Origin of the sequence: Pseudomonas sp. FEN (assembly GCF_904067045.1) — a bacterium.
Taxonomy (GTDB): Bacteria; Pseudomonadota; Gammaproteobacteria; order Pseudomonadales; family Pseudomonadaceae; genus Aquipseudomonas.
Genome location: NZ_CAJFDC010000007.1, coordinates 19782 through 43598, shown reverse-complemented (window position 1 = coordinate 43598; position 23817 = coordinate 19782). Strand labels below are relative to the sequence as shown.

The 23817-nt window shown below is 61.6% G+C and carries 25 protein-coding genes; 22 read left to right on the top strand and 3 right to left on the bottom strand.

The features are described 5' to 3' along the window. Positions 1–112 precede the first annotated feature (112 nt). Positions 113–679 carry a glycine zipper 2TM domain-containing protein gene (locus PFEN_RS06085; protein WP_191486017.1) on the top strand — a complete coding sequence of 189 codons (567 nt, stop codon included), beginning with the start codon at positions 113–115 and terminating at the stop codon, positions 677–679. 70 nt (positions 680–749) lie between these two features. Here the strand turns inward: PFEN_RS06085 and suhB are convergent, their stop codons facing one another. Continuing rightward, entirely contained in the window at positions 750–1565 is an 816-nt protein-coding gene (gene suhB, locus PFEN_RS06080; RefSeq protein ID WP_191486016.1) for an inositol-phosphate phosphatase, read from the bottom strand. A 144-nt stretch (positions 1566–1709) separates the two neighbouring features. Between suhB and trmJ the strand changes: the two genes are divergently transcribed. The 21 genes from trmJ (at position 1710) to PFEN_RS05975 (ending at position 20679) form a co-directional block, all read left to right on the top strand. Beyond that, positions 1710–2483, top strand: a complete 774-nt coding sequence (gene trmJ / locus PFEN_RS06075; protein WP_191486015.1) for a tRNA (cytosine(32)/uridine(32)-2'-O)-methyltransferase TrmJ — start codon at positions 1710–1712, stop codon at positions 2481–2483. Continuing rightward, positions 2483–3259: a serine O-acetyltransferase gene (gene cysE, locus PFEN_RS06070; protein WP_191486014.1), complete on the top strand. Its 777-nt coding sequence runs from the start codon at positions 2483–2485 to the stop codon at positions 3257–3259. The genes trmJ and cysE overlap by 1 nt, the downstream gene beginning before the upstream one ends. 306 nt (positions 3260–3565) lie before the next feature. Then, positions 3566–4057, top strand: a complete 492-nt coding sequence (gene iscR, locus PFEN_RS06065; RefSeq protein ID WP_191486013.1) for a Fe-S cluster assembly transcriptional regulator IscR — start codon at positions 3566–3568, stop codon at positions 4055–4057. Between the two features lie 50 nt (positions 4058–4107). After that, positions 4108–5322, top strand: coding sequence for an IscS subfamily cysteine desulfurase (locus tag PFEN_RS06060; protein WP_191486012.1), 1215 nt, complete (start codon positions 4108–4110; stop codon positions 5320–5322). A gap of 99 nt (positions 5323–5421) precedes the next feature. After that, positions 5422–5808, top strand: coding sequence for a Fe-S cluster assembly scaffold IscU (gene iscU, locus PFEN_RS06055; protein ID WP_003443374.1), 387 nt, complete (start codon positions 5422–5424; stop codon positions 5806–5808). A 44-nt stretch (positions 5809–5852) separates the two neighbouring features. Beyond that, positions 5853–6176, top strand: coding sequence for an iron-sulfur cluster assembly protein IscA (gene iscA, locus PFEN_RS06050; protein WP_010565230.1), 324 nt, complete (start codon positions 5853–5855; stop codon positions 6174–6176). 8 nt (positions 6177–6184) lie between these two features. Beyond that, positions 6185–6706, top strand: a complete 522-nt coding sequence (gene hscB, locus PFEN_RS06045; RefSeq protein WP_191486011.1) for a co-chaperone HscB — start codon at positions 6185–6187, stop codon at positions 6704–6706. A gap of 51 nt (positions 6707–6757) precedes the next feature. Further along, a complete protein-coding gene (gene hscA / locus PFEN_RS06040; RefSeq protein ID WP_191486010.1) occupies positions 6758–8620 on the top strand; it encodes a Fe-S protein assembly chaperone HscA in 1863 nt (620 codons plus the stop codon). Between the two features lie 2 nt (positions 8621–8622). Continuing rightward, positions 8623–8964 (top strand): ISC system 2Fe-2S type ferredoxin, encoded by a 342-nt coding sequence (gene fdx, locus PFEN_RS06035; protein WP_191486009.1) that lies wholly within the window; start codon positions 8623–8625, stop codon positions 8962–8964. Positions 8965–8978: 14 nt separating this feature from the next. Next, positions 8979–9179 (top strand): Fe-S cluster assembly protein IscX, encoded by a 201-nt coding sequence (gene iscX / locus PFEN_RS06030; protein WP_191486008.1) that lies wholly within the window; start codon positions 8979–8981, stop codon positions 9177–9179. Between the two features lie 88 nt (positions 9180–9267). Beyond that, positions 9268–9693, top strand: coding sequence for a nucleoside-diphosphate kinase (ndk, locus tag PFEN_RS06025; RefSeq protein WP_191486007.1), 426 nt, complete (start codon positions 9268–9270; stop codon positions 9691–9693). 28 nt (positions 9694–9721) lie between these two features. Beyond that, on the top strand, positions 9722–10870 hold the full coding sequence (rlmN, locus tag PFEN_RS06020; protein ID WP_191486006.1) for a 23S rRNA (adenine(2503)-C(2))-methyltransferase RlmN: 1149 nt from the start codon (positions 9722–9724) through the stop codon (positions 10868–10870). Between the two features lie 12 nt (positions 10871–10882). Further along, positions 10883–11644 (top strand): type IV pilus biogenesis/stability protein PilW, encoded by a 762-nt coding sequence (pilW, locus tag PFEN_RS06015; RefSeq protein ID WP_191486005.1) that lies wholly within the window; start codon positions 10883–10885, stop codon positions 11642–11644. After that, a complete protein-coding gene (locus PFEN_RS06010) occupies positions 11641–12627 on the top strand; it encodes a helix-turn-helix domain-containing protein (protein ID WP_191486004.1) in 987 nt (328 codons plus the stop codon). Before pilW ends, PFEN_RS06010 begins: the two co-directional genes overlap by 4 nt. A gap of 3 nt (positions 12628–12630) precedes the next feature. Beyond that, positions 12631–13740: a flavodoxin-dependent (E)-4-hydroxy-3-methylbut-2-enyl-diphosphate synthase gene (ispG, locus tag PFEN_RS06005; RefSeq protein WP_191486003.1), complete on the top strand. Its 1110-nt coding sequence runs from the start codon at positions 12631–12633 to the stop codon at positions 13738–13740. Positions 13741–13762: 22 nt separating this feature from the next. Beyond that, positions 13763–15052, top strand: a complete 1290-nt coding sequence (hisS, locus tag PFEN_RS06000; RefSeq protein ID WP_191486002.1) for a histidine--tRNA ligase — start codon at positions 13763–13765, stop codon at positions 15050–15052. Positions 15053–15092: 40 nt separating this feature from the next. Then, complete coding sequence (locus tag PFEN_RS05995; RefSeq protein WP_191486001.1) at positions 15093–15734, top strand: YfgM family protein; 642 nt, start codon at positions 15093–15095, stop codon at positions 15732–15734. Then, positions 15727–16878 carry an outer membrane protein assembly factor BamB gene (gene bamB, locus PFEN_RS05990; RefSeq protein ID WP_191486000.1) on the top strand — a complete coding sequence of 384 codons (1152 nt, stop codon included), beginning with the start codon at positions 15727–15729 and terminating at the stop codon, positions 16876–16878. Before PFEN_RS05995 ends, bamB begins: the two co-directional genes overlap by 8 nt. A 280-nt stretch (positions 16879–17158) precedes the next feature. Then, a complete protein-coding gene (gene der / locus PFEN_RS05985; protein ID WP_191485999.1) occupies positions 17159–18634 on the top strand; it encodes a ribosome biogenesis GTPase Der in 1476 nt (491 codons plus the stop codon). A 114-nt stretch (positions 18635–18748) separates the two neighbouring features. Further along, positions 18749–19897, top strand: coding sequence for a pyridoxal phosphate-dependent aminotransferase (locus tag PFEN_RS05980; protein WP_191485998.1), 1149 nt, complete (start codon positions 18749–18751; stop codon positions 19895–19897). Then, a complete protein-coding gene (locus tag PFEN_RS05975; protein ID WP_191485997.1) occupies positions 19885–20679 on the top strand; it encodes an amidohydrolase in 795 nt (264 codons plus the stop codon). The genes PFEN_RS05980 and PFEN_RS05975 overlap by 13 nt, the downstream gene beginning before the upstream one ends. Positions 20680–20905: 226 nt before the next feature. Here PFEN_RS05975 and leuA read toward each other — a convergent pair whose 3' ends face one another. Next, positions 20906–22588: a 2-isopropylmalate synthase gene (gene leuA / locus PFEN_RS05970; protein ID WP_191485996.1), complete on the bottom strand. Its 1683-nt coding sequence runs from the start codon at positions 22586–22588 to the stop codon at positions 20906–20908. A 390-nt stretch (positions 22589–22978) separates the two neighbouring features. Next, positions 22979–23800, bottom strand: a complete 822-nt coding sequence (locus tag PFEN_RS05965) for a peptidoglycan DD-metalloendopeptidase family protein (protein WP_191485995.1) — start codon at positions 23798–23800, stop codon at positions 22979–22981. Positions 23801–23817: the final 17 nt, after the last annotated feature.

Sequence of the window (23817 nt, the reverse complement as noted above, 5' to 3'; positions counted from 1 at the left end):
CCCTCCTGGTTACCCGCTGAAAGGCGCGAGTGCGGAACTCGCGCCTTTTTTTGTACTCCAAGGCTAGGAGAAGCGCGGGCATTGATCCGCTTGTGATGGTCAGGAGATTCACATGAACAAGTCGTTGCTGGTGGGTGCGGTGTTGGGTGCTGTCGGTGTGACTGCCGGGGGTGCTGTTGCCACCTATAGCCTGGTAAAAAGCGGCCCTGAGTATGCGCAAGTATTGGCGGTGGAGCCGATCAAGACTCAAATCAAGACCCCGCGCCAAGTTTGTGAAGATGTCGCGGTAACCCGGCAGAAGCCGGTCCAGGATGAGCACCGTATCGCCGGGACCGCGTTGGGTGCCATCGGCGGCGGCCTGCTCGGCAACATGGTCGGCGGCGGTCGCGGCAAGACGTTGGCCACCGTGGTCGGTGCGGTCGGCGGCGGCTACGCCGGTAACAAGGTGCAGGAGGGCATGCAGGAGCGTGACACCTACACCACGACCCAGAAGCGCTGCAACACGGTCAACGATGTCAGCGACAAGCTGGTTGGCTACGATGTGCGTTATCAGGTCGGCGGCAAGGAAGGCAAGGTGCGGATGGATCATGATCCGGGCAACCAGATCCCGCTGGACAAGGAGGGTCGCCTGATTCTGAGCCAGAACCAGGGGCAGCCAGCTCAGCAGCCGGCTCAGTAATACCTACCGTAGAGATATGAAAAATGCCCCGTATCGCAAGATACGGGGCATTTTTGTGTTCGCTGAAAGCTTAGCGCTTCAGCGAGGCCGGCAGGTGCGGCTGGATCGCCGTCAATACTGCCTTGAAGCACTTGGTATTGCCGGCAACGATATGGCCTTTCTCCAGGAAGTCGTGACCGCCGGTGAAATCGCTCACCAGGCCGCCGGCTTCTTGGATCAGCAGGGCGCCCGCGGCCATGTCCCACTCGGACAGGCCCGACTCCCAGAATGCATCGAAACGACCGGCGGCTACATAGGCCAGGTCCAGGCTGGCGGCGCCGGCGCGGCGGATGCCGGCGGTCTGGCCGACCAGAGCGCGGAACATGCCCAGGTAGTTGTCCAGGTTGTCCATCTGGTCGTCACGGAACGGGAAGCCGGTACCCAGCAGGGCGCCGTCCAGGCTGGTGCGGCCGCTGACGCGCAGGCGACGACCGTTGAGCTGGGCGCCACGGCCACGGGAGGCGGTGAATTCTTCCTGGCGAACCGGGTCCAGGACCACGGCGTGCTCAAGGCGGCCACGGTATTTGCAGGCGATGCTGACCGCGAAGTGCGGGATGCCACGCAGGAAGTTGGTGGTGCCATCGAGTGGGTCGATGATCCACAGGTATTCTTCGCCTTCACCGCTGCCGGCGTGGAAGCCGGTTTCTTCGCCACGAATGCCGTGGGTCGGGTAGGCCTTGCGCAGCGCGTCGATGATTTTCTGTTCGGCGGCGCGATCCACTTCGGACACGTAGTCCTTGGCGTCTTTTTCGTCGACCTTGATGGTATCCAGGCGCTCGATGGAGCGGAAAATCAATTCACTGGCGCTGCGGGCGGCGCGCAGCGCGATATTCAGCATGGGCTGCATGGACATTTCACCTAGAGTGTTAAAGAAAGCCGAACATTCTACCAGAAAAGTCCCGGGGGAGAAGGACGACGTTGGCGCTCGTGGCGCAATCCCCAGTGCTTCTGTAAGATTTGCTCCCCTTCGCCGAGTCTGAGAGTGCCTCTCGTGCTGCAAAATATTCGTGTTGTCCTGGTCAATACCAGTCATCCGGGCAATATCGGCGGGGCCGCGCGGGCCATGAAGAACATGGGGCTGTCGCGCCTGGTGCTGGTGGGGCCGCGGATCTTTCCGTCCGCTGAAGCCGATGCGCGGGCTTCCGGTGCCACCGATATCCTTGAAAACGCGCAAGTCGTCGCCACCTTGGAGGAGGCGTTGATCGGTTGCAGCCTGGTGTTCGGCACCAGCGCCCGCGATCGGCGGATTCCCTGGCCGTTGCTCGATCCTCGTGAATCCGGGGTGAAGGTGGTCGAGGAGGCCGGGCGGGGCGCGGAGATCGCGCTGGTGTTCGGTCGTGAAGACTCCGGCCTGACCAACGATGAGCTGCAGCGATGTCATTATCACGTACATATCCCGTCCGATCCGGACTTCAGTTCGCTCAACCTCGCCACGGCGGTGCAGGTGCTCAGCTATGAAGTGCGGATGTCCTGGCTGGCGGCCGTCGGGCAGCCGAGCAAGGTAGAGAAACATGAAGTGGCGTCGACGCGCAGCGAAGAGCTGGCGACCATGGATGAGATGGAGCGGTTCTACGGTCATCTGGAGCAGACCCTGGTGGCCATCGATTTCCTCGACCCCGAAAAACCGCGCCATCTGATGGCGCGGTTGCGTCGTCTGTATGGGCGCAGTTCGGTCAGTCGCGCCGAGATGAATATTTTGCGGGGCATCCTCACGGAAACCGAAAAAGCGGCCCGGGGTGAGCTCCTTAAACGGAAGGATCAGTGATGTTCGAGCGTTTGCGAGAAGATATCCAGAGCGTATTCCACCGTGACCCGGCGGCGCGTAATGCCTTTGAGGTGCTGACCTGCTACCCGGGCCTGCATGCCATCTGGCTGCATCGCCTGGGCCATGCGTTGTGGGGCATGGGCTGGAAGTGGCTGGCGCGGGTGGTGTCGAACTTCGGTCGCTGGTTGACCGGCATCGAGATCCATCCCGGCGCCAAGGTCGGACGGCGCTTCTTTATCGATCATGGCATGGGCATTGTGATCGGCGAAACCGCCGAGATCGGCGATGACGTGACCATCTACCAGGGCGTGACCCTGGGCGGCACCAGCTGGAACAAGGGCAAGCGCCACCCGACCCTGGAAAATGGCGTGGTGGTGGGTGCCGGCGCCAAGGTCCTGGGGCCGTTTACCGTCGGCGCCGGGGCCAAGGTCGGTTCCAATGCGGTGGTGACCAAGGCGGTGCCACCGGGGGCGACGGTGGTCGGTATTCCGGGGCGGATCATCATGAAGGCCGATGATCAGGTCGAAGCCAAGCGCAAGGCCATGGCGGAAAAGATCGGTTTCGATGCCTATGGCGTCAGCGAAGACATGCCGGACCCGGTGGCCCGGGCCATTGGTCAGTTGCTCGATCATTTGCAGGCGGTGGATGGGCGTCTGGAGGGTATGTGTGGGGCGCTGAAAGACCTGGGCAGCACGTATTGCGCCAAGGATCTGCCGGAGTTGCAGTGTGACGGGTTTGTCGAAGTGAAGAGCGAGAACGAGGCCAAGGCGGGCTGATCTTCGTCGGGCTTGCCGGCCTCATTCGCGGGCAAGCTCCGCTCCCACAGTGGTAACCGCGGCGTACACATATGTTGCGCACGACACAAAACCTGTGGGAGCGGAGCTTGCCCGCGAAGAGGCTTTTGAAGGCAGTAAAAAACCATCGATCCAGCGCAATGCCATTACGCCCCGGACTTTGCTACAATCTGCGCGCTGTTTTTGACGGTAAACCCGACTAAAGCACTAGGTCTTATAGTTGACTTAAATACTCGGGAATAGCATACTCTTCCCCATCCCGATCCCGTAACTCCGTGGTACCTGTCCATGCGACTGACTACAAAAGGCCGATACGCCGTGACCGCCATGCTCGACCTGGCGTTGCACGCGCAACGCGGGCCGGTGTCTCTGGCCGATATCTCCGAGCGCCAAGGCATCTCCCTGTCCTACCTTGAACAGCTTTTCGCCAAATTGCGCCGCAGCAACCTGGTATCCAGCGTGCGCGGTCCTGGTGGCGGCTATCAGCTGTCACGCGAAATGCAGGGGATCCAGGTGGCCCAGGTGATCGATGCGGTGAACGAATCGGTCGATGCCACCAAATGTCAGGGGCTGGGCGATTGCCACGGCGGCGACACCTGCCTGACCCACCATCTGTGGTGCGACCTCAGCCTGCAGATCCACGAATTTCTCAGCGGTATCAGCTTGGCGGACCTTGTCACTCGCCGTGAAGTGCAAGAAGTCGCCCTGCGTCAGGATCAGCGCCGCGGTAATAGCAAAGCGCTACACCTGGATAAGATCCAAGCGTCCGCCGTCGAATGACAGCCAAAGAGCCCGCGGTGCGCCAGCCAGCCTGATTTAGGAGAGTGTCCATGAAATTGCCGATTTACCTTGATTACTCAGCGACCACCCCGGTTGATCCGCGTGTCGCGCAAAAAATGAGTGAATGCCTGCTGGTCGACGGAAACTTCGGTAACCCGGCGTCCCGCTCCCACGTGTTCGGCTGGAAAGCCGAAGAGTCCGTGGAAAACGCACGTCGTCAGGTGGCCGACCTGGTCAACGCCGACCCGCGTGAAATCGTCTGGACCTCCGGTGCCACCGAGTCCGACAACCTGGCAATCAAGGGTGTCGCGCACTTCTACAGCACCAAGGGCAAGCACCTGATCACCAGCAAGATCGAACACAAGGCGGTGCTCGACACCATGCGCCAACTGGAGCGCGAAGGTTTCGAAGTCACCTACATCGAGCCTGGTGCGGACGGCCTGATCACTCCGGCCATGGTTGAAGCCGCGCTGCGCGACGACACCATCCTGGTTTCGATCATGCACGTGAACAACGAGATCGGCACGATCAACGATATTGCCGCCATTGGCGAGCTGACCCGCTCGCGCGGCGTGCTGTTCCATGTTGACGCCGCTCAGTCCACCGGCAAGGTCGAGATCGACCTGCAGAAGCTGAAAGTCGACCTGATGTCCTTCTCCGCCCACAAGACCTACGGTCCCAAAGGCATCGGCGCGCTGTACGTCAGCCGCAAGCCGCGTGTGCGCCTCGAGGCGACCATGCACGGCGGCGGTCACGAGCGCGGCATGCGCTCCGGTACCCTGGCGACCCACCAGATCGTCGGCATGGGCGAAGCGTTCCGCGTGGCCAAGGAAGACATGGTTGCCGAGAACCAGCGCATCAAGGCCCTGAGCGAGCGTTTCTACAAACAGGTCGAACACCTGGAAGAGCTGTACATCAACGGCAGCATGACTGCCCGCGTACCGCACAACCTGAACCTGAGCTTCAACTATGTCGAAGGCGAGTCGCTGATCATGGCGCTCAAGGACCTCGCGGTTTCCTCCGGTTCGGCTTGCACCTCGGCTTCGCTTGAGCCTTCGTACGTCCTGCGCGCCCTGGGCCGCAATGATGAACTGGCGCACAGCTCGATCCGCTTCACCTTCGGTCGCTTTACCACCGAGGAAGAAATCGATTATGCCGCGCAGAAAGTCTGCGAGGCCGTTACCAAGCTGCGCGCTCTGTCGCCGCTGTGGGACATGTTCAAAGACGGCGTCGATATCTCGAAGATCGAGTGGGCGGCACACTAAACAAAGAAGCCGCCACATACGGGGCCTGTAGCTACACGGCAATCAACGGCTGGCGTAGCGCGGGACCGAGAGCGGCCCTGATGAGTGAGGATTAGTACCATGGCTTACAGCGAAAAGGTCATCGACCACTACGAAAACCCGCGTAACGTCGGCAAGATGGACGCGGAAGACCCGGATGTCGGCACTGGCATGGTCGGCGCCCCGGCGTGCGGCGACGTGATGCGCCTGCAGATCAAGGTCAACGAGCAAGGCATCATCGAAGATGCCAAGTTCAAGACCTACGGCTGCGGTTCGGCGATCGCCTCCAGCTCCCTGGCCACCGAGTGGATGAAGGGCAAGACCCTGGATGAAGCCGAGACCATCAAGAACACTCAGCTGGCTGAAGAACTGGCCCTGCCGCCAGTGAAGATCCACTGCTCGGTACTCGCCGAAGACGCCATCAAGGCCGCCGTTCGCGATTACAAGCAGAAGAAAGGCCTGATCTAAACGATCCGGCGTGCAAGATTTGGGCGAATAGTAAGGAGTCACCGATGGCTATCAGCATGACAGAAGCGGCTGCTCGACACGTGCGACGTTCCCTTGACGGGCGCGGCAAAGGTGAAGGGATTCGTCTGGGTGTTCGCACCACGGGCTGTTCCGGTCTTGCCTATGTGCTGGAGTTCGTCGACGAGGTGGTGGCGGAAGACCAGGTGTTCGAGAGTCACGGCGAGAAAGTGATCATCGACCCGAAGAGCCTGACCTACCTGGACGGCACCGAGCTGGATTTCGTCAAGGAAGGGTTGAACGAAGGCTTCAAGTTCAACAACCCCAACGTGCGCGGTGAGTGTGGCTGCGGCGAAAGCTTCAACATCTGAGGCTTCTTGTGGGTACTCCTTGTCATTTCGCTTTATTCGAGTTGCAGCCGAGCTTTACGCTGGATCTCGAACAGTTGGCCGCGCGCTACCGTGAACTGGCGCGCGCCGTGCATCCGGACCGCTTTGCCGACGCTTCCGAGCGCGAGCAACGCCTGGCCCTGGAGCAGTCCGCCAGCCTCAACGAGGCCTACCAGACCCTCAAGAGTCCTCCCAAGCGCGCGCGCTACCTGCTCGCCATGGGCGGTCGCGAGTTGCCGCTGGAGGTCACGGTGCACGATCCCGATTTCCTGATGCAGCAGATGCAGTGGCGCGAGGAGCTCGAGGAGCTGCAGGACGAGGCGGACCTGCCCGGTATCGTCACGTTCAAGCGTCGCTTGAAAATTGCCCAGGACCAGTTGAACGAGAGCTTTGCCGCCTGTTGGAACGATGCCGCGCAACGCGAACAGGCCGAGCGCCTGATGCGGCGCATGCAGTTTCTCGACAAGCTCACCTACGAAGTGCGCCAGCTAGAAGAGCGCCTCGACGATTAACCCAGTGCCGCCTCGGTCGCACGCCTGATATTCAGATAAGTCCAGATAACGATGGCCCTACTGCAGATCGCCGAACCCGGCCAGAGTCCTCAACCGCACCAGCGTCGCCTGGCTGTGGGGATCGACTTGGGCACTACCAATTCGCTGGTCGCTGCGTTGCGCAGTGGTCTTTCCGAGCCGTTGCCCGATGCCGACGGGCAGGTGATCCTGCCGTCCGCGGTACGCTATCACGCCGACCGCGTCGAGGTTGGCCAGTCGGCCAAGCTGGCTGCCGCCACTGACCCGCTCAATACCGTGTTGTCGGTGAAACGCCTGATGGGCCGTGGCCTGACGGACGTCAAGCAACTGGGCGAGCAACTGCCTTATCGCTTTGTCGGCGGTGAGTCGCACATGCCCTTCATCGACACCGTGCAAGGCCCGAAAAGCCCGGTGGAAGTCTCCGCGGATATCCTCAAGGTGCTGCGTCAGCGCGCCGAGTCGAGCCTGGGTGGCGAACTGGTGGGCGCGGTGATCACCGTGCCGGCCTATTTCGACGATGCCCAGCGCCAGGCGACCAAGGACGCGGCCAGACTGGCCGGGCTCAATGTGCTGCGGCTGCTCAACGAGCCGACCGCCGCGGCCGTGGCCTATGGTCTGGATCAGCACGCCGAAGGCGTGGTCGCGATCTATGACCTCGGTGGTGGCACCTTCGATATTTCGATCCTGCGCCTGACCGGCGGGGTCTTCGAGGTTCTGGCTACCGGTGGTGACACGGCCCTGGGCGGCGATGACTTCGATCACGCGATTGCCGGCTGGATCATCGGGCAGGCCGGTTTGTCCGCCGATCTCGATCCGGGTGCCCAGCGCAGCCTGTTGCAGACGGCCTGTGCGGCCAAGGAGGCCCTGACCGAGGCGAGTTCGGTCGAGGTGGCTTATGGTGACTGGCGTGCCCGGCTCACTCGCGAGGTTTTTGATGCGTTGATCGAGCCGATGGTCGCGCGCAGCCTCAAGGCTTGCCGTCGCGCCGTGCGCGACTCGAATGTCGAGCTTGAAGAGGTGCATGCCGTGGTCATGGTCGGTGGTTCGACCCGCGTACCGCGCGTGCGCGAGGCGGTCGCCGAGATGTTCGGGCGCCAGCCGTTGACCGAGATCGACCCGGATCAGGTAGTGGCCATTGGCGCCGCGATCCAGGCCGACACCCTGGCCGGCAACAAGCGCGATGGCGGCGAATTGCTGTTGCTGGATGTGATTCCGTTGTCCCTGGGGCTGGAAACCATGGGCGGCCTGATGGAGAAGGTGATTCCGCGCAACACCACCATCCCTGTTGCCCGCGCCCAGGACTTCACCACTTATAAAGACGGCCAGTCGGCCATGGCGATTCACGTCCTGCAGGGCGAGCGTGAACTGATCAGCGACTGTCGTTCCCTGGCGCGCTTCGAACTGCGCGGTATCCCGGCCATGGTCGCGGGCGCGGCGAAGATTCGCGTGACCTTCCAGGTCGATGCCGACGGCCTGCTCAATGTCTCGGCCCGCGAACTGGGTTCGGGGGTCGAGGCGAGTATCCAGGTCAAGCCATCCTACGGTCTGACCGACGGCGAAATCGCCAAGATGCTCAAGGATTCGTTCCAGCACGCCAACGACGACAAGGTTGCCCGCGTGCTGCGCGAGCAGCAGGTCGATGCCCAGCGCCTGGTCGAAGCCGTGCAGGCGGCTTTGGAGGCCGATGGCGAGCGCTTGCTGGATGCCGACGAGCGCATGGTTATCGATCTGCAGGTCCGGGAACTGACCGAACTGATGAAAGGCACCGATGGTTACGCCATCGAGCAGCAGACCAAGCGTCTGTCGCAAGTGACCGACGCCTTTGCCGCCCGCCGCCTGGACTCGACGGTGAAAGCCGCGCTGGCGGGGCGCAATCTGAATGAGATCGAGGAGTAACGATGCCGCAGGTCATTTTTCTGCCACACGAAAAGTTTTGCCCGGACGGCTTGGTCGTGGAGGCCGAGACAGGGATTTCGATCCTCGAGTTGGCTCATGAGAATCACATCGAGATGGAAAGTGCCTGTGGTGGCGTCTGTGCCTGCACCACCTGTCATTGCCTGGTTCGCGAAGGTTTCGACTCGCTGGAAGAGGCCGATGAGCTGGAAGAAGACTACCTTGATAAGGCCTGGGGGCTGGAAGCCCAGTCGCGTCTGGCCTGTCAGGCAAAAGTCGGGAGCGAAGACCTGACCATCGAAATTCCGAAATACTCGCTTAACCACGCCGCCGAAGCGCCGCATTGATTCTGGGAGCTGTCATGAGCCTGAAATGGGTTGATGTGCTGGAAATCGCGATCCAACTGTCTGAAAGCAAGCCGGAAGTCGATCCAATGTCGGTCAACTTCGTCGATCTGCGCAAGTGGGTGATGGAATTGCCCGAATTCGACGACAAGCCCGAGCACTGTGGCGAGAAGGTTCTGGAGGCCATTCAGGCCCACTGGATCGAAGAACGCGACTGAGCAGTGCGGCAGGTTAGGCAATACCCAGGAACCCGCGTATAATTCGCGGGTTTAATTTTTGGCAAATCACTGTTTCTGGAGTTACACCATGGCTGTTCAACGTACTTTCTCCATCATCAAGCCTGACGCCGTTGCAAAAAACGTGATCGGCAAGATCGTTTCCCGTTTCGAAGACGCCGGCCTGCGCGTTGTCGCTTCGAAAATGAAGCAACTGTCCAAGGCTGAAGCCGAAGGCTTCTACGCTGAGCACAGCGCTCGTGGTTTCTTCGGTGAACTGGTTGCCTTCATGACTTCCGGTCCGGTTGTCGTCCAGGTGCTGGAAGGTGAAAACGCTATCGCTCGCAACCGTGAGCTGATGGGCGCTACCAACCCTAAAGAAGCTGCCGCCGGTACCATCCGCGCCGATTTCGCCGAGTCCATCGACGCCAACGCCGTACACGGTTCGGACTCCGAAGCCGCTGCCGCTCGCGAAATCGCTTACTTCTTCGCTGCTACCGAAGTAACCGCTCGCTAAGCACAGGCTTATGAGTGAAGGTGAAACCATGACGACATCGACTGGCAAGACAAACCTGTTGGGGCTGACTCAACCGGAAATGGAAAAGTTCTTCGACTCAATCGGGGAGAAGCGTTTCCGTGCCGGTCAGGTAATGAAATGGATTCACCACTTTGGCGTCGATGATTTCGACGCCATGACGAACGTCAGCAAGGCCTTGCGTGAAAAGCTCAAGGCTGTTGCTGAAGTGCGTGGTCCCGAAGTGGTCAGCGAGGACATCTCCACCGATGGCACCCGTAAATGGGTGGTGCGCGTGGCGTCCGGCAGCTGCGTCGAGACCGTCTACATTCCCCAGGGCAAGCGCGGCACCTTGTGCGTTTCGTCCCAGGCGGGTTGTGCCCTGGACTGCAGTTTCTGCTCCACCGGCAAGCAAGGCTTCAACAGCAACCTCACCGCCGCCGAAGTGATCGGCCAGGTGTGGATTGCCAACAAATCCTTTGGCAGCGTCCCGGCGACCATCGACCGTGCCATCACCAACGTGGTGATGATGGGCATGGGTGAGCCGCTGCTGAACTTCGACAATGTCATCGCGGCCATGCGCCTGATGATGGACGACCTGGGCTACGGCATCTCCAAGCGCCGCGTGACCCTGTCGACCTCCGGCGTGGTTCCGATGATCGACGTGCTGGCCGAGCACATCGACGTCTCCCTGGCGTTGTCGCTGCACGCACCCAATGACGCATTGCGTAACCAATTGGTGCCGATCAACAAGAAGTATCCGCTTAAGATGCTGCTTGAGTCGTGCCGTCGCTACATGGCGACCCTCGGCGAGAAGCGCGTCCTGACCATCGAGTACACCCTGCTCAAGGATGTCAACGACCAGGTCGAGCATGCCGTCGAGATGATCGAGCTGCTCAAGGACACGCCCTGCAAGATCAACCTGATTCCATTCAACCCGTTCCCGCATTCGGGCTACGAGCGCCCGAGCAACAATGCGATCCGGCGTTTCCAGGATCTGTTGCATCAGGCCGGCTACAACGTCACGGTACGCACCACCCGCGGTGAAGACATCGACGCGGCCTGTGGTCAACTGGTGGGACAGGTGCTGGATCGCACCCGTCGCAGCGAACGCTACATCGCCGTACGTGAGCTGAGCGCCGATGCCGAAAGTGGGCAAAGCGCCGCGAACCAAAACTGAGAGAGGACCTCCATGACCTTGCGCGCTGCGCTCCTTGTAGTATTCACCGGCCTGCTGGCCGGCTGCGTTTCATCGGGTAATGTCGATCCGTTGAGTACCAGCAAGGGGCGCGAAGAAGCGCGCACGGCCTATGTGCAACTGGGCATCGGCTATCTGCAGCAAGGCCAGACCGAACAGGCCAAGGTCCCGCTCAAGAAAGCCCTGGAAATGAACAGCTCCGACCCCGACGCCAATGCCGCCCTGGCGCTGGTGTTCCAGGCCGAAGGCGAAGCGCAACTCGCCGAGGAGCATTTCCAGAAAGCCCTGTCGTCGCGTCCGGGCGATGCACGTATTCTCAACAATTACGGCAGCTTCCTGTTCGAGCTCAAACGCTACAAGGACGCCTACCAGCGTTTCGAACAGGCCGCCGCCGACAGCCTCTATACCGAACGCTCCCGGGTTTTCGAAAACCTCGGTCTGGCTGCCCTGGCCCTTGGCCAGCGGGATCTGGCCCAGCAGCACTTCGAAAAATCCCTGCGCCTGAATCGACAACAGCCACGCGCTTTGCTGGAAATGGCTGAGTTGTCTTACGAAGACAGGCATTATGTGCCCGCACGCGATTATTACGACCGCTTCAGCCTGCTGAGCGAGCAAAATGCACGTAGTCTATTGCTCGGTATCCGCCTGGCGAAAATCTACGAAGATCGTGACAAGGTCGCCAGTTTCGGCCTGCAACTAAAACGACTCTATCCCGGTACGCCGGAATATCAGCAATACCTGTCGGAGCAAAGATGAAAGCGGCGCAACCCGAATTTGTAGCAGCGACTCGCGTCAACCCCGGTGAGACCCTGCGTCAGGCCCGCGAAAGCAATGGTTGGACGCTGGCCGAGGTGGCCCTGAAGCTCAACCTCACGGCGTCGTCCTTGAGTAACCTGGAAGCCGGTGCCTTCGACAAGCTGCCGGGGCATACCTTTGCCCGCGGTTATATTCGCGCCTACGCCAAGTTGCTCGGCATGGACCAGGCCGGCCTGGTCCAGCAGTTCGACCAGTGCACCGGCACCGACTCCCAGGGCAGCAGTGTCCAGGCGCTGGGGCGTATCGAAGAGCCCGTGCGGTTTTCCCATACCCTGCTGCGCATTGTCAGCCTGCTGCTGCTGATTGCCGTGATCGGCGGCGGTTTCGTCTGGTGGCAGGACCAGGCCAGCCTGCGTAGCAAGGATCAGGCCGCCATCAGCATGGAGCACGTCGAAGTCGAAAGCGCCGATGGCACCACGCAGATTCACCCGATCGACGAGCCGGAAGACCAGGCGGTGACCGAGAATCAGGCGGTGCCTGAAGCGGCGGCGCCCGAAGGCGCTGTCGAGGCCCCGCCAGCGCCGCCAGCGCCTGCGACCAGTGCTCCGGCAACCCCGGCCGTGGTGCCGGTGCCGCATTCGGCCCAGACCCTGGTGGTGCCAGCGGTGTCCGCCCCGGCGCCGACGTCGACGGTGGCGCCAAGCGCGCCGGCCAATGGTACGCCCGCCGAGGCCGTTGCCGGCGCCGGCCAGGTCCGCCTGACCTTCGTCGCCGATTGCTGGACCCAGGTCACCGACGGCAATGGCAAGGTGCTGCTCAGCGGCCTCAAGCGCAAGGGCGAGAACCTTGAGCTCAGCGGCAAGCCGCCGTTCGCCGTGCGCCTGGGCTATGCCCGTGGCGCGCAGATTACGTACAACGGTCAGCCGGTCGATATCGCCCCGTTCACCAGTGGCGAGACCGCTCGCCTGAAGCTAGGTCAATAAGTCATGCACGGCCAATCTCCTATCAAGCGTCGCGAGTCCCGTAAAATCTGGGTCGGCTCGGTACCCGTGGGCGGCGATGCACCGATCGCGGTGCAGAGCATGACCAACAGCGACACCAATGACGTCGCCGCCACCGTGGCGCAGATCAATCGTCTGGAAGCCGCGGGCGTCGATATCGTGCGGATTTCCGTGCCGGATATGGACGCCGCCGAGGCCTTCGGTCGGATCAAGCAGTTGGTCAAGGTGCCGCTGGTCGCCGATATTCACTTCGACTACCGGATCGCCCTGCGCGTGGCCGAACTGGGTGTCGACTGCCTGCGCATCAACCCGGGCAATATCGGTCGCGAAGACCGGGTACGGGCCGTGGTCGATGCCGCCCGTGATCGCGGTATTCCGATCCGTATCGGCGTCAATGCCGGCTCCCTGGAAAAAGACCTGCAGAAAAAGTACGGCGAACCAACCCCGGAAGCCCTGGTCGAGTCGGCCCTGCGCCATGTCGAACACCTGGAGCGCCTGAATTTCCAGGACTTCAAGGTCAGCGTAAAGGCTTCCGACGTGTTCATGGCAGTAGCCGCCTACCGCCTGCTGGCCAAGGAAATCGTCCAGCCGCTGCACCTGGGAATCACCGAAGCCGGTGGTTTGCGTTCAGGCACGGTGAAATCCGCCGTCGGCCTCGGTATGCTGCTGGCCGAAGGGATTGGCGATACTATTCGCATCTCGTTGGCGGCCGACCCGGTCGAGGAAGTGAAAGTCGGCTACGACATCCTCAAGTCCCTGCACCTGCGCTCCCGTGGCATCAACTTCATCGCCTGCCCGAGTTGCTCGCGGCAGAACTTCGATGTGGTCAAGACCATGAACGAGCTGGAAGGGCGCCTGGAAGATCTGCTGGTGCCGCTGGATGTGGCGGTGATCGGCTGTGTGGTCAATGGCCCGGGCGAGGCCAAAGAGGCCCACATCGGCCTGACCGGTGGCACGCCGAACCTGATCTACATCGACGGCAAGCCGGCGCGGAAACTGACGAATGACAACCTGGTGGATGAGCTGGAAAAGCTGATCCGGCAGAAGGCGGCCGAAAAGGTCGAAGCCGATACGGCGTTGATCGCCCGCGGCTGATCAAAGAATTTAAGGATATTTTGTGAGCAAGTCTTTGCAAGCCATTCGTGGCATGAACGACATCCTGCCCGAGCAGACGCCGCTGTGGCGCTATTTCGAGGGCACTGTCGCGCGTCTGCTGGATAACTACGGTTACAAGCAGATCCGCATGCCGATCGTCGAGTTCACCGAGCTGTTCAAGCGCTCCATCGGTGAAGTGACCGACATCGTCGAAAAAGAGATGTACACCTTCGAGGACCGCAACGGCGATTCCCTGACCCTGCGCCCGGAAGGCACCGCGGCCTGCGTGCGCGCCGTGCTCGAACACGGCATCAGCGGTGGCGGGCAGCCGCAGAAGCTCTGGTACATCGGCCCGATGTTCCGCCACGAGCGTCCGCAGAAAGGCCGTTATCGCCAGTTCCACCAGATCGGCTGTGAAGTCTTCAATATCGAAGGTCCGGACATCGACGCCGAACTGATCGTGCTGACCTGGCGCCTGTGGGGCCTGCTGGGCATCCGCAACGCGGTCAAGCTCGAACTCAACAGCCTGGGCACCAGCGAGGCCCGTGGGCGCTATCGCGAGGCCCTGGTGGAGTTCCTCGGCGCGCGTCTCGACCAGCTGGACGAAGACAGCCAGCGTCGCCTGAAGACCAACCCGTTGCGGGTGCTCGACACCAAGAACCCGGAAACCCAGGCCGTGCTGGTGGATGCGCCGAAACTCGCCGACTATCTCGACGAAGAGTCGCGCCTGCACTTCGACGGCCTCAAGGCCCGTCTCGATGCGGCCGGTATCCCTTACGTGATCAATCCCAAGCTGGTGCGCGGGCTGGATTACTACAGCAAGACCGTTTTCGAGTGGGTCACCGACCAGTTGGGCGCCCAGGGCACGGTCTGTGCCGGCGGTCGCTACGATGGCCTGGTGGAACAGATGGGCGGCAAGCCGACCCCGGGCGTGGGCTTTGCCATGGGCATCGAACGCTTGATCCTGCTGCTGGAAACCCTGGAGCAGGTCCCGGAAGAAATTTCCCGGCAGGTCGATGTCTACCTGTGCGCCTTTGGCGAGGCCGCGGAACTTGCGGCCCTGGCCCTGAGTGAGAAGGTTCGTGACCGGTTGCCGAACCTGCGCCTGCAGGTCAACGCCGGTGCCGGCAGCTTCAAGAGCCAGTTCAAGAAAGCTGACAAGAGTGGCGCGCTGTATGCCTTGATTCTCGGTGACGACGAATTGGCCCAGCAAGTGGTAGGTTTCAAACCCCTGCGTGGCCAGGGCGAGCAACAAAGCATTGCCTGGGAGGCTCTTTCCGAGCACTTGGCCACCTGCGTCGTGCAGGGTTGAAGCTGTAAAACAGCCGATTTAGAGAATAAGGAGTATTGGGGTGTCGAGTACCGAAGATGATCAGTTGGCGGAGTTGAAGGACTGGTGGCAGCGTAACGGCAAACCCCTGGTCACTGGCGGCTTGCTGGCCCTGGTAGTGGTGTTCGGCTGGCAGGCCTGGCACAAGTACCAGAGCAACCAGGCGCAAGGCGCCTCGATGCTCTATCAGCAGTTGCTGGAAACCACGCTGACGCCGGACGGCAAGCCTGATCCCGCACGCGTGGCGGACTTGGCCAACAAGCTCAACAGTGAATTTGCCGGCAGTGCCTATGCGCAGTACGGTAGCCTGTTCGTGGCGAAAGTCGCGGTCGATACCGGCAAGCTGGACGACGCCGCGCGCGAGCTCAAAGCCATTACCGACAAACCGGCCAACCCCACCCTGGGCGAAGTCGCGCGTCAGCGCCTGGCCCAGGTGCTGGCGGCACAGAACAAGGTCGACGATGCACTGAAACTGCTCGACGGCGATGCTGACAAGGCGTTCCTGGCCAGTCGTGAAGAACTCAAGGGGGACCTGTTGGTTCAACTGGGTCGGAGCGACGAAGCCCATGCCGCGTACCAAAAGGCCAAGGCGGCGCTGTCTGATGAAGCAGCGGTCGGTGGCTTACAAATCAAGCTGGACGACCTGGCCAAAGGGGATGCGTGACGTGATCCGTTGGAAACATGCAGCATTGCTGGCTCTGGCCATTCTGGCCGCGGGTTGCAGCAGCAACAGCAAGAAAGAACTGCCACCGGCCGAGCTGACCTCCTTCAAGGAGGAAGTGGTTTTGCAGAAACAGTGGAGCCGTTCCATCGGCGACGGCCAGGGCAAGATCTACAACATATTGGTCCCGGCGGTTGACGGCGATACCATTTACGCGGCCGATGCGACCGGCGTAGTGGTCGCCATGGACCGCATGAACGGCGACGTGAAGTGGAAGAAAGACCTGGAGCTGCCGGTTTCCGGTGCGATCGGCGTCGGCTACGGCCTGGTGCTGATGGGTACCCTCAAGGGCGAAGTGATTGCCCTGGATGCCAGCAGCGGCGAGCAGAAATGGCGCGCCCAGGTGACCAGCGAAGTGCTGGCTCCGCCGGCCACCAACGGTGACGTGGTGGTTGTGCAGACCCAGGACGACCGTGTGATCGGCCTCGATGCCAGCACCGGCAGCCAGCGCTGGTTGTATGACAGCACCCCGGCGGTCCTGACGCTGCGTGGCACTGGTGCGCCGATCGTGACCAACCACCTGGCGGTGGCGGGTCTGTCCACCGGTAAAGTGGTCGCTCTGGACACCCAGAACGGCGTGCCCGCGTGGGAAGCCCGCGTGGCCATTCCGCAAGGGCGTTCGGAGCTGGAGCGTGTGGTCGACATCGATGGCGGCCTGCTGTTGTCCGGCGGCAACCTGTATGTCGCCAGCTACCAGGGCCGCATGGCGGCGTTGGAGCTGGAAAGCGGTCGCGTGCTTTGGCAGCGTGATGCTTCCAGCTACGCGGGTGTGGCCCAGGGTTTCGGCAGTGTCTATGTCGCCTTGGCGTCGGGCACGGTTGAGGGCGTCGACGAACGTTCCACCACGGCGCTCTGGAGCAATGATGCCCTGGCTCGCCGCCAGCTGACGGCACCGGAAGTGTTCTCCAGCTATGTTGCGGTAGGTGACTTCGAAGGCTACCTGCACCTGCTGAGCCAGGTGGACGGTCGCTTCGTTGGTCGCGAGCGTATCGACAGCGACGGCCTGCGTGCCCGTCCGCTGGTGGTGGGTGACATGATTTACGTGTATGGCAACAGCGGCAAACTGGAAGCCCTGACCATCAAGTAGTTTTTAGTCCCTGAAGTCGCCGAGCGAAGATCAGGCAAGGCGAAGATCAGTGAGCAAGCGGAGTTGACGTTCGTCAATGAGCATTGCGAACTGATCTTCAACGCAGCATGATCGAGCGCAGGCACTTCAGGTGCAAAAAACAGGTTTGACTATGCTTGGGGGTACCCCCAAGCGGCCTTGCCCCGGCGAGGTTTGCGGCACCTCCCGGTGCTGCCCCGAGCACCAGCCGCTGCCTTGCAGCGGCTTTTGTATTTTCTGAAATAACGAAGTGGAGAGCCGCATGGTTCCCGTAATCGCCCTGGTGGGCCGACCGAACGTCGGCAAGTCCACCTTGTTCAACCGCCTGACCAGGACTCGCGACGCCATTGTCGGCGACTTGTCCGGTCTGACCCGTGATCGCCAATACGGTGAGGCAAAGTGGCAAGGGCGCACCTATATCCTGATCGACACCGGCGGTATTTCCGGCGACGAGCATGGCATGGACGAAAAGATGGCCGAGCAGTCGCTGCTGGCCATTGAAGAAGCCGATGTCGTGCTGTTCCTGGTAGATGCCAAGGCCGGCTTCACCGCCGCTGACCAGATGATCGGCGAGCACCTGCGCAAACGTAACAAGCGTTCCTACGTGGTCGCCAACAAGGTCGATAACATCGACCCGGATATGGCTCGCGCCGAATTCAGCCCGATGGGCCTGGGCGATGCGATCCCGATCGCCGGCGCCCACGGTCGCGGCATCACCCAGATGCTGGAGATCGCCCTGAGCGACTTCCCGAAAGACGACGAGGACGAGCCGGAAGACGGCGAGACCGAAGACGTTGCCGAAGGTGAAGAAGCCAAGCGCATTCCCGGCCCGAGCGAGAAGGATGGCATCAAGATCGCCATCATCGGCCGGCCGAACGTCGGCAAGTCGACCCTGGTCAACCGCATGCTCGGTGAAGACCGGGTGATCGTCTATGACCAGCCCGGTACCACCCGCGACAGTATCTACATCCCGTTCGAGCGTAACGACGAGAAGTACACGCTGATCGACACCGCCGGTGTCCGCAAGCGCGGCAAGATCCACGAGGAAGTCGAAAAGTTCTCCGTGGTGAAAACCCTGCAGGCGATCAAGGACGCCAACGTCGTGATCTTCGTCATGGACGCCCGCGAAGGCGTGGTCGACCACGACCTCAACCTGCTCGGGTTTGCCCTGGAGTCCGGTCGCGCGCTGGTCATCGCCCTGAACAAATGGGACGGCATGACCCCGGGCGAGCGTGATTTCGTCAAGATCGAGCTGGAGCGCCGGTTGTTCTTCGTCGACTTCGCCGACATCCACTTTATCTCGGCCTTGCACGGCACGGGCGTGGGCAACCTGTACCAGTCGGTGCAGAACTCCTTCAAGTCGGCGGTCACCCGCTGGCCGACCAGCCGCCTGACGCAGATCCTCGAAGATGCGGTGAGCGAACACGCGCCGCCGATGGTCAACAGCCGTCGGATCAAGCTGCGCTACGCGCACCTGGGCGGGGCCAACCCGCCGCTGATCGTGATCCACGGCAACCAGGTGGAGAAGGTGCCGAAGTCCTATGTTCGCTACCTGGAAAACACCTATCGCCGCGTGCTGAAGCTGGTGGGGACACCGATCCGCATCGAGTTCAAGGGCGGCGAGAACCCGTATGAAGGCAACAAGACCGCGCTGACCGACCGCCAGGTCAACAAGAAGCGCCGGATGATGTCGCACCACAAGAAGGCCGACAAGAAGCGTCGCGACAAGAAACGCTGATACAGGTCTGGAAAACGGGCGCCTTGGCGCCCTTTTTCATGCCTGGCGTTTACGTTATCCTCGAACCCCTCCCGTGCCCCGTAGCGCCGGATGTTCAGCAGGGAAAACGACCCCATGATCACCAGCAAGTTGCCGAATGTCGGCACCACTATCTTTACCCGTATGTCTGCGCTCGCGGTGGAAACCGGCGCGCTGAACCTGTCCCAGGGGTTCCCGGATTTCGATGGGCCGCAAGCCCTGCGTGACGCTGTTGGCCGCCATGTCAACAACGGCCACAACCAGTATGCGCCGATGACCGGGCTACCCGCCCTGCGCCAGCAGGTGGCGGCGAAAATCTCTCGCAGCTACGGCGTGCATGTAAACGCCGATGCCGAGATCACCATCACCCCCGGGGCGACCCAGGCGATCTTCTGTGCGATCCAGGCGGTGATCCACCCCGGTGACGAGGTGATTGTCTTCGACCCTTGCTACGACAGCTACGAACCCTCGGTGGAATTGGCCGGCGGGCGTTGCGTGCATGTGCAACTGGGGCTGGAGGACTTTTCCATTGACTGGCAGAAGCTCACCGATGCCCTGAGCCCGCGTACCCGCATGATCATCCTCAACAGCCCGCACAATCCCAGCGGCGCGTTGATCACTCATGCCGAGCTGGATCAGTTGGCGCAACTGATCGCCGACCGCGATATCTACCTGGTCAGCGATGAAGTCTACGAGCACCTGGTGTTCGACGGCGTGCCCCATGCCAGCGTACTGGCCCACGAGGCGTTGTATCAGCGCGCCTTCGTGGTCAGCTCGTTCGGCAAGACCTACCACGTCACCGGCTGGAAAACCGGCTATGTGGTGGCGCCGCCGGCCCTTACCGCCGAACTGCGCAAGGTGCACCAGTACGTCAGCTTCTGTGGCGTGACGCCGTTGCAGTATGCATTGGCCGATTTCATGGCCATGCATCCGCAGCATGTCGAGGAACTGCCGGCGTTCTACCAGGAGAAGCGCGACCTGTTCTGCGATCTGCTCGGCGAGTCGCGTTTCAGCTTTACCCGGGCGGCGGGCACCTACTTCCAGTTGGTGGATTACTCGCGGATCCGCCCGGACCTGAACGACGTCGATATGGCCCTGTGGATGACCCGTGAACATGGCGTGGCGAGCATTCCGGTGTCGGTGTTCTACCAGAATCCGCCGGAGGGGCAGCGCCTGGTGCGTCTGTGTTTTGCCAAGCGTGAGGAGACGCTGCGTACCGCGGCGGAAAAACTATGCGTGATTTGACTGGCTTGCCCGACCTGAAGCTCGCCTTGGTGCAGACCACCTTGGCCTGGCATGACCGTCAGGCCAATCTGGAGCATTTCGAGGTGCTGCTGGAGCAGGCCGCGGGGGCTGATCTGGTAATCCTGCCGGAGATGTTCACCACGGGCTTCTCCATGGCGTCGCAGACCCTGGCCGAAGCCGAAAACGGCCCGACCAGTCACTGGCTGCGGGCGCAGGCGAAGAAGTTCGACGCGGTGATCACCGGCAGCGTGATTATCCGCGCCGCCGATGGCAGTCACCGTAATCGTCTGTTGTGGGCGCGACCGGATGGCGAGGTGCTGCACTACGACAAGCGTCACCTGTTCCGCATGGCCGGCGAGCACAATCATTACACCCCGGGCGAGCGCCAGGTGCAGTTCGAGCTCAAGGGCTGGCGGGTGCGGCCACTGATCTGCTACGACCTGCGTTTCCCGGTGTGGAGCCGCGATGCCCTGGACACCGACCTGCTGCTGTACAGCGCCAACTGGCCGGGCGCGCGGCGGTTGCACTGGAACCGGCTGTTGCCGGCCCGGGCGATTGAAAACCTGTGCTATGTGGCGGCGGTGAACCGTATCGGCGTCGATGGCAAGGGTTTCGCCTATACCGGCGACAGCCATGTGCTGGATTTCCAGGGCGAGTCGTTGCTGGGCGCGGGGGAGGCCGATGGCGTGTTCCAGGTCACCTTGAGCGCGGCGGACCTGGCGGCCTATCGGACGCGGTTTCCGGCCTACCTGGATGCCGACGGCTTCGAGCTGAATCACTGAGACCGCGTTATCGTTTATCGCCGGCAATCGAGCGTCGACCGGCGGCTCCTACAGGATCGGTGTCGAGTCGAGTTGTTGTGCCTGACCGAAACCTAATGTAGGCGCTGGCTTGCTGGCGATCGCGCCCGGACAGACGATGCAAGGCTTACTGGTGTATTCAATACCACCGAAGCACAAAAAGGCCCCGGGGTTCACACCACCGGGGCCTTTTCATTTCAGCCGACGATTACGCCGCCTTGGTGGTGCTCACCTGGCTCAGCGAGCGGTTCAGTGCACTGAACAGTGCCTTGAAGCTGGCGGTGGTGATGTTCTCATCGATACCCACGCCGTGCACCGCCCGTTCGCCATTGACCCGCAGCTCGATATAGGCCGCGGCCTTGGCATTGGTCCCGGCACCGATGGCGTGCTCGTTGTAGTCCATGATCTCCACCGGCAGTGGCAAGCCGGCCACCAGCGCTTCCAGGGCACCGTTGCCCTTGCCGCGCCAGTGCAGGTTGGTCTCGCCCTGGCCCTTGCTCGCCACTTCCACTTCCACGGCACTGTGACCGTTTTCTTCCTGCAGGCGATGGCTGACCAGCGAGTACGGGGTATTGGCTTGCAGGTACTCGCTGTGCAACAGCGCATGGATCTGTTGCGCGGTCATTTCCAGGCCGAGGCGGTCGGTTTCCCGCTGCACCACCTGGCTGAACTCGATCTGCATGCGACGTGGCAGGCTGATGCCGTATTCCTGTTCCAACAGGTAGGCGATACCGCCCTTGCCCGACTGGCTGTTGACGCGGATCACCGCCTCGTAGCTGCGACCGATGTCGGCCGGGTCGATCGGCAGGTACGGCACTTCCCACAGGGCGTCGGCTTGCTGCTGGGCAAAGCCCTTGCGGATCGCGTCCTGGTGGGAGCCGGAGAACGCGGTGTGCACCAGGTCGCCGACATACGGGTGGCGTGGGTGCACCGGAAGCTGGTTGCACTCCTCGACCACCTTGCGCACGCCGTCGATGTCGGAGAAGTTCAGTTCGGGGTCGAGACCCTGGGTGTACATGTTCAGGGCCACGGTGACCAGGTCGACGTTACCGGTACGCTCGCCGTTGCCGAACAGGCAGCCTTCGACGCGGTCGGCGCCGGCCATCAGGCCCAGTTCAGTGGCGGCCACGCCGGTGCCACGGTCATTGTGGGTGTGCAGGCTGATGATCACGCTGTCACGACGATTGATATGGCGACCGAACCACTCGATCTGGTCGGCATAGATGTTCGGTGTGGCGCACTCGACAGTCGCTGGCAGGTTGAGGATTACCTTGTGCTCGGGCGTCGGGTTCCAGACTTCGATCACCGCATCACAGACTTCCTTGGCGAACTCCAGCTCGGTGGCGCTGAAGGTTTCCGGGGAGTATTCGAACTGCCACTGGGTTTCCGGCTGCTGGGCGGCATATTTGACGAACAGCTTGGCGGCGTTGACCGCGATGGCCTTGACCCCGTCCTTGTCCTGGTTGAAGACGATGCGGCGGAAGGACGGCGAGGTGGCGTTGTACAGGTGCACGATGGCCTTTTTGGCCCCGCGCAACGATTCGAAGGTGCGGGCGATCAGGTCTTCACGGCCCTGGGTCAGCACCTGGATGGTGGTGTCCTCGGGGATATGGTTGCCTTCGATCAGGGTGCGGACGAAGTCGAAGTCGGTTTGCGACGCGGCCGGGAACGAGGCTTCGATTTCCTTCACGCCGACACTGACCAGGGTTTTCCAGAAGCGCAGTTTCTTCACCGCATCCATCGGCTCGATCAGCGACTGGTTGCCGTCGCGCAGGTCGGAGCTGCACCAGATCGGCGCGCTGGTGATGGTTTTCGACGGCCAGGTGCGGTCCGGGAGATCGATGGTGGGGAACGCACGGTACTTCGAAGACGGGTCTTTGAGCATGCTCATGGAAAATTCCTTGGGGTCAGGGCCGAAAAAAGGCGGCCGGCCAGTAATGTGTTGTCAGGGAGAAAACCGGGGGACGAGGTCGCGCGATTCAGCCTGGCAGTCGTGCACTGACAAGGCAGAGGCTGCGATGTTGACGTCGCTGAATGAGGGTGTGAGAAGTTTTCATGGATTCAACCCTAACCATTGAGGTGAAAGATGGCAAGCCTGTGGGGAAAATTGAGAGGAATACTCGTGGGAACGACTTTTTCGAGATTTTATTCTGCGTGAGTGACTAAAAATCTAGAACAATTGCGCACTATTTTGGCGCCGCGCAATCTTCGTCGGCGGGGTTATTGGTCGCGACACCGATCGCCCGGATTGAACGCGGTCCTTGTAGGAGGGGGGAGGGGATCAGGGCTGGAACGCGCCGATAAAGATCGCCGGATCGACCCGCGCGTCATTCAGGCTGACGTTCCAGTGCATATGTGGTCCGGTCGCGCGGCCCGTCGCACCGACCTTGCCGACCAGCGCCCCGCGCGCCAGGGACTGGCCCACCCGCACGTCGATCTTCGACATATGGCAGAACATGCTGATAAAGCCCTGGCCGTGATCGACGAACACGGTGTTGCCATTGAAGAAGTAATTGCCGATCAGGATCACCTTGCCCGCCGCCGGCGTCTTGATCGGTGTGCCCGCCGGAACCGCGAAGTCCAACCCGGCGTGCGGGTTGCGTTCCTCGCCATTGAAGAAACGGCGCACGCCGAAACGGCTCGACAGCGGGCCGTTGACCGGCTTGTCCAGCAGCAGGTTGCTTGGCGTGCCGGGGCTGAAGCTGCGATAGGCGCGAATCTGTATCGCCAGTTCTTCGTCAATGCGCTTGAGGTCGGCCGGGTTCGGGTTGACCTGCCGGGTGTTCTTCAAGGTGATGTGCTGTTCCGGGTACTTCTTGCCGCCGACATTGAAACTCAGGTTGCGCCCCGCCGAACTGATCTGCTGGCTGCCGGGCTTCACGCTCAGGGGAATACCGACAATCGCCAGCCAGCTGTTCTGCTCCTTGACCACCAACACCGGCTTGCCCTGGTAGCTGGCCTTGGGGGCCTGGCTGCCTGGCCCGAGATCGACCACTGCGACGCCGCCGGGCACCGGCTTGTTCAGCAGGCGGGTGATGTAGCTGTCCGCCTGGGCATTGAAGGCGAGGCCCAGTAACAGCAGGGCGCTGAGAAAACGGTGCATGTTCTGATCCCTTGACG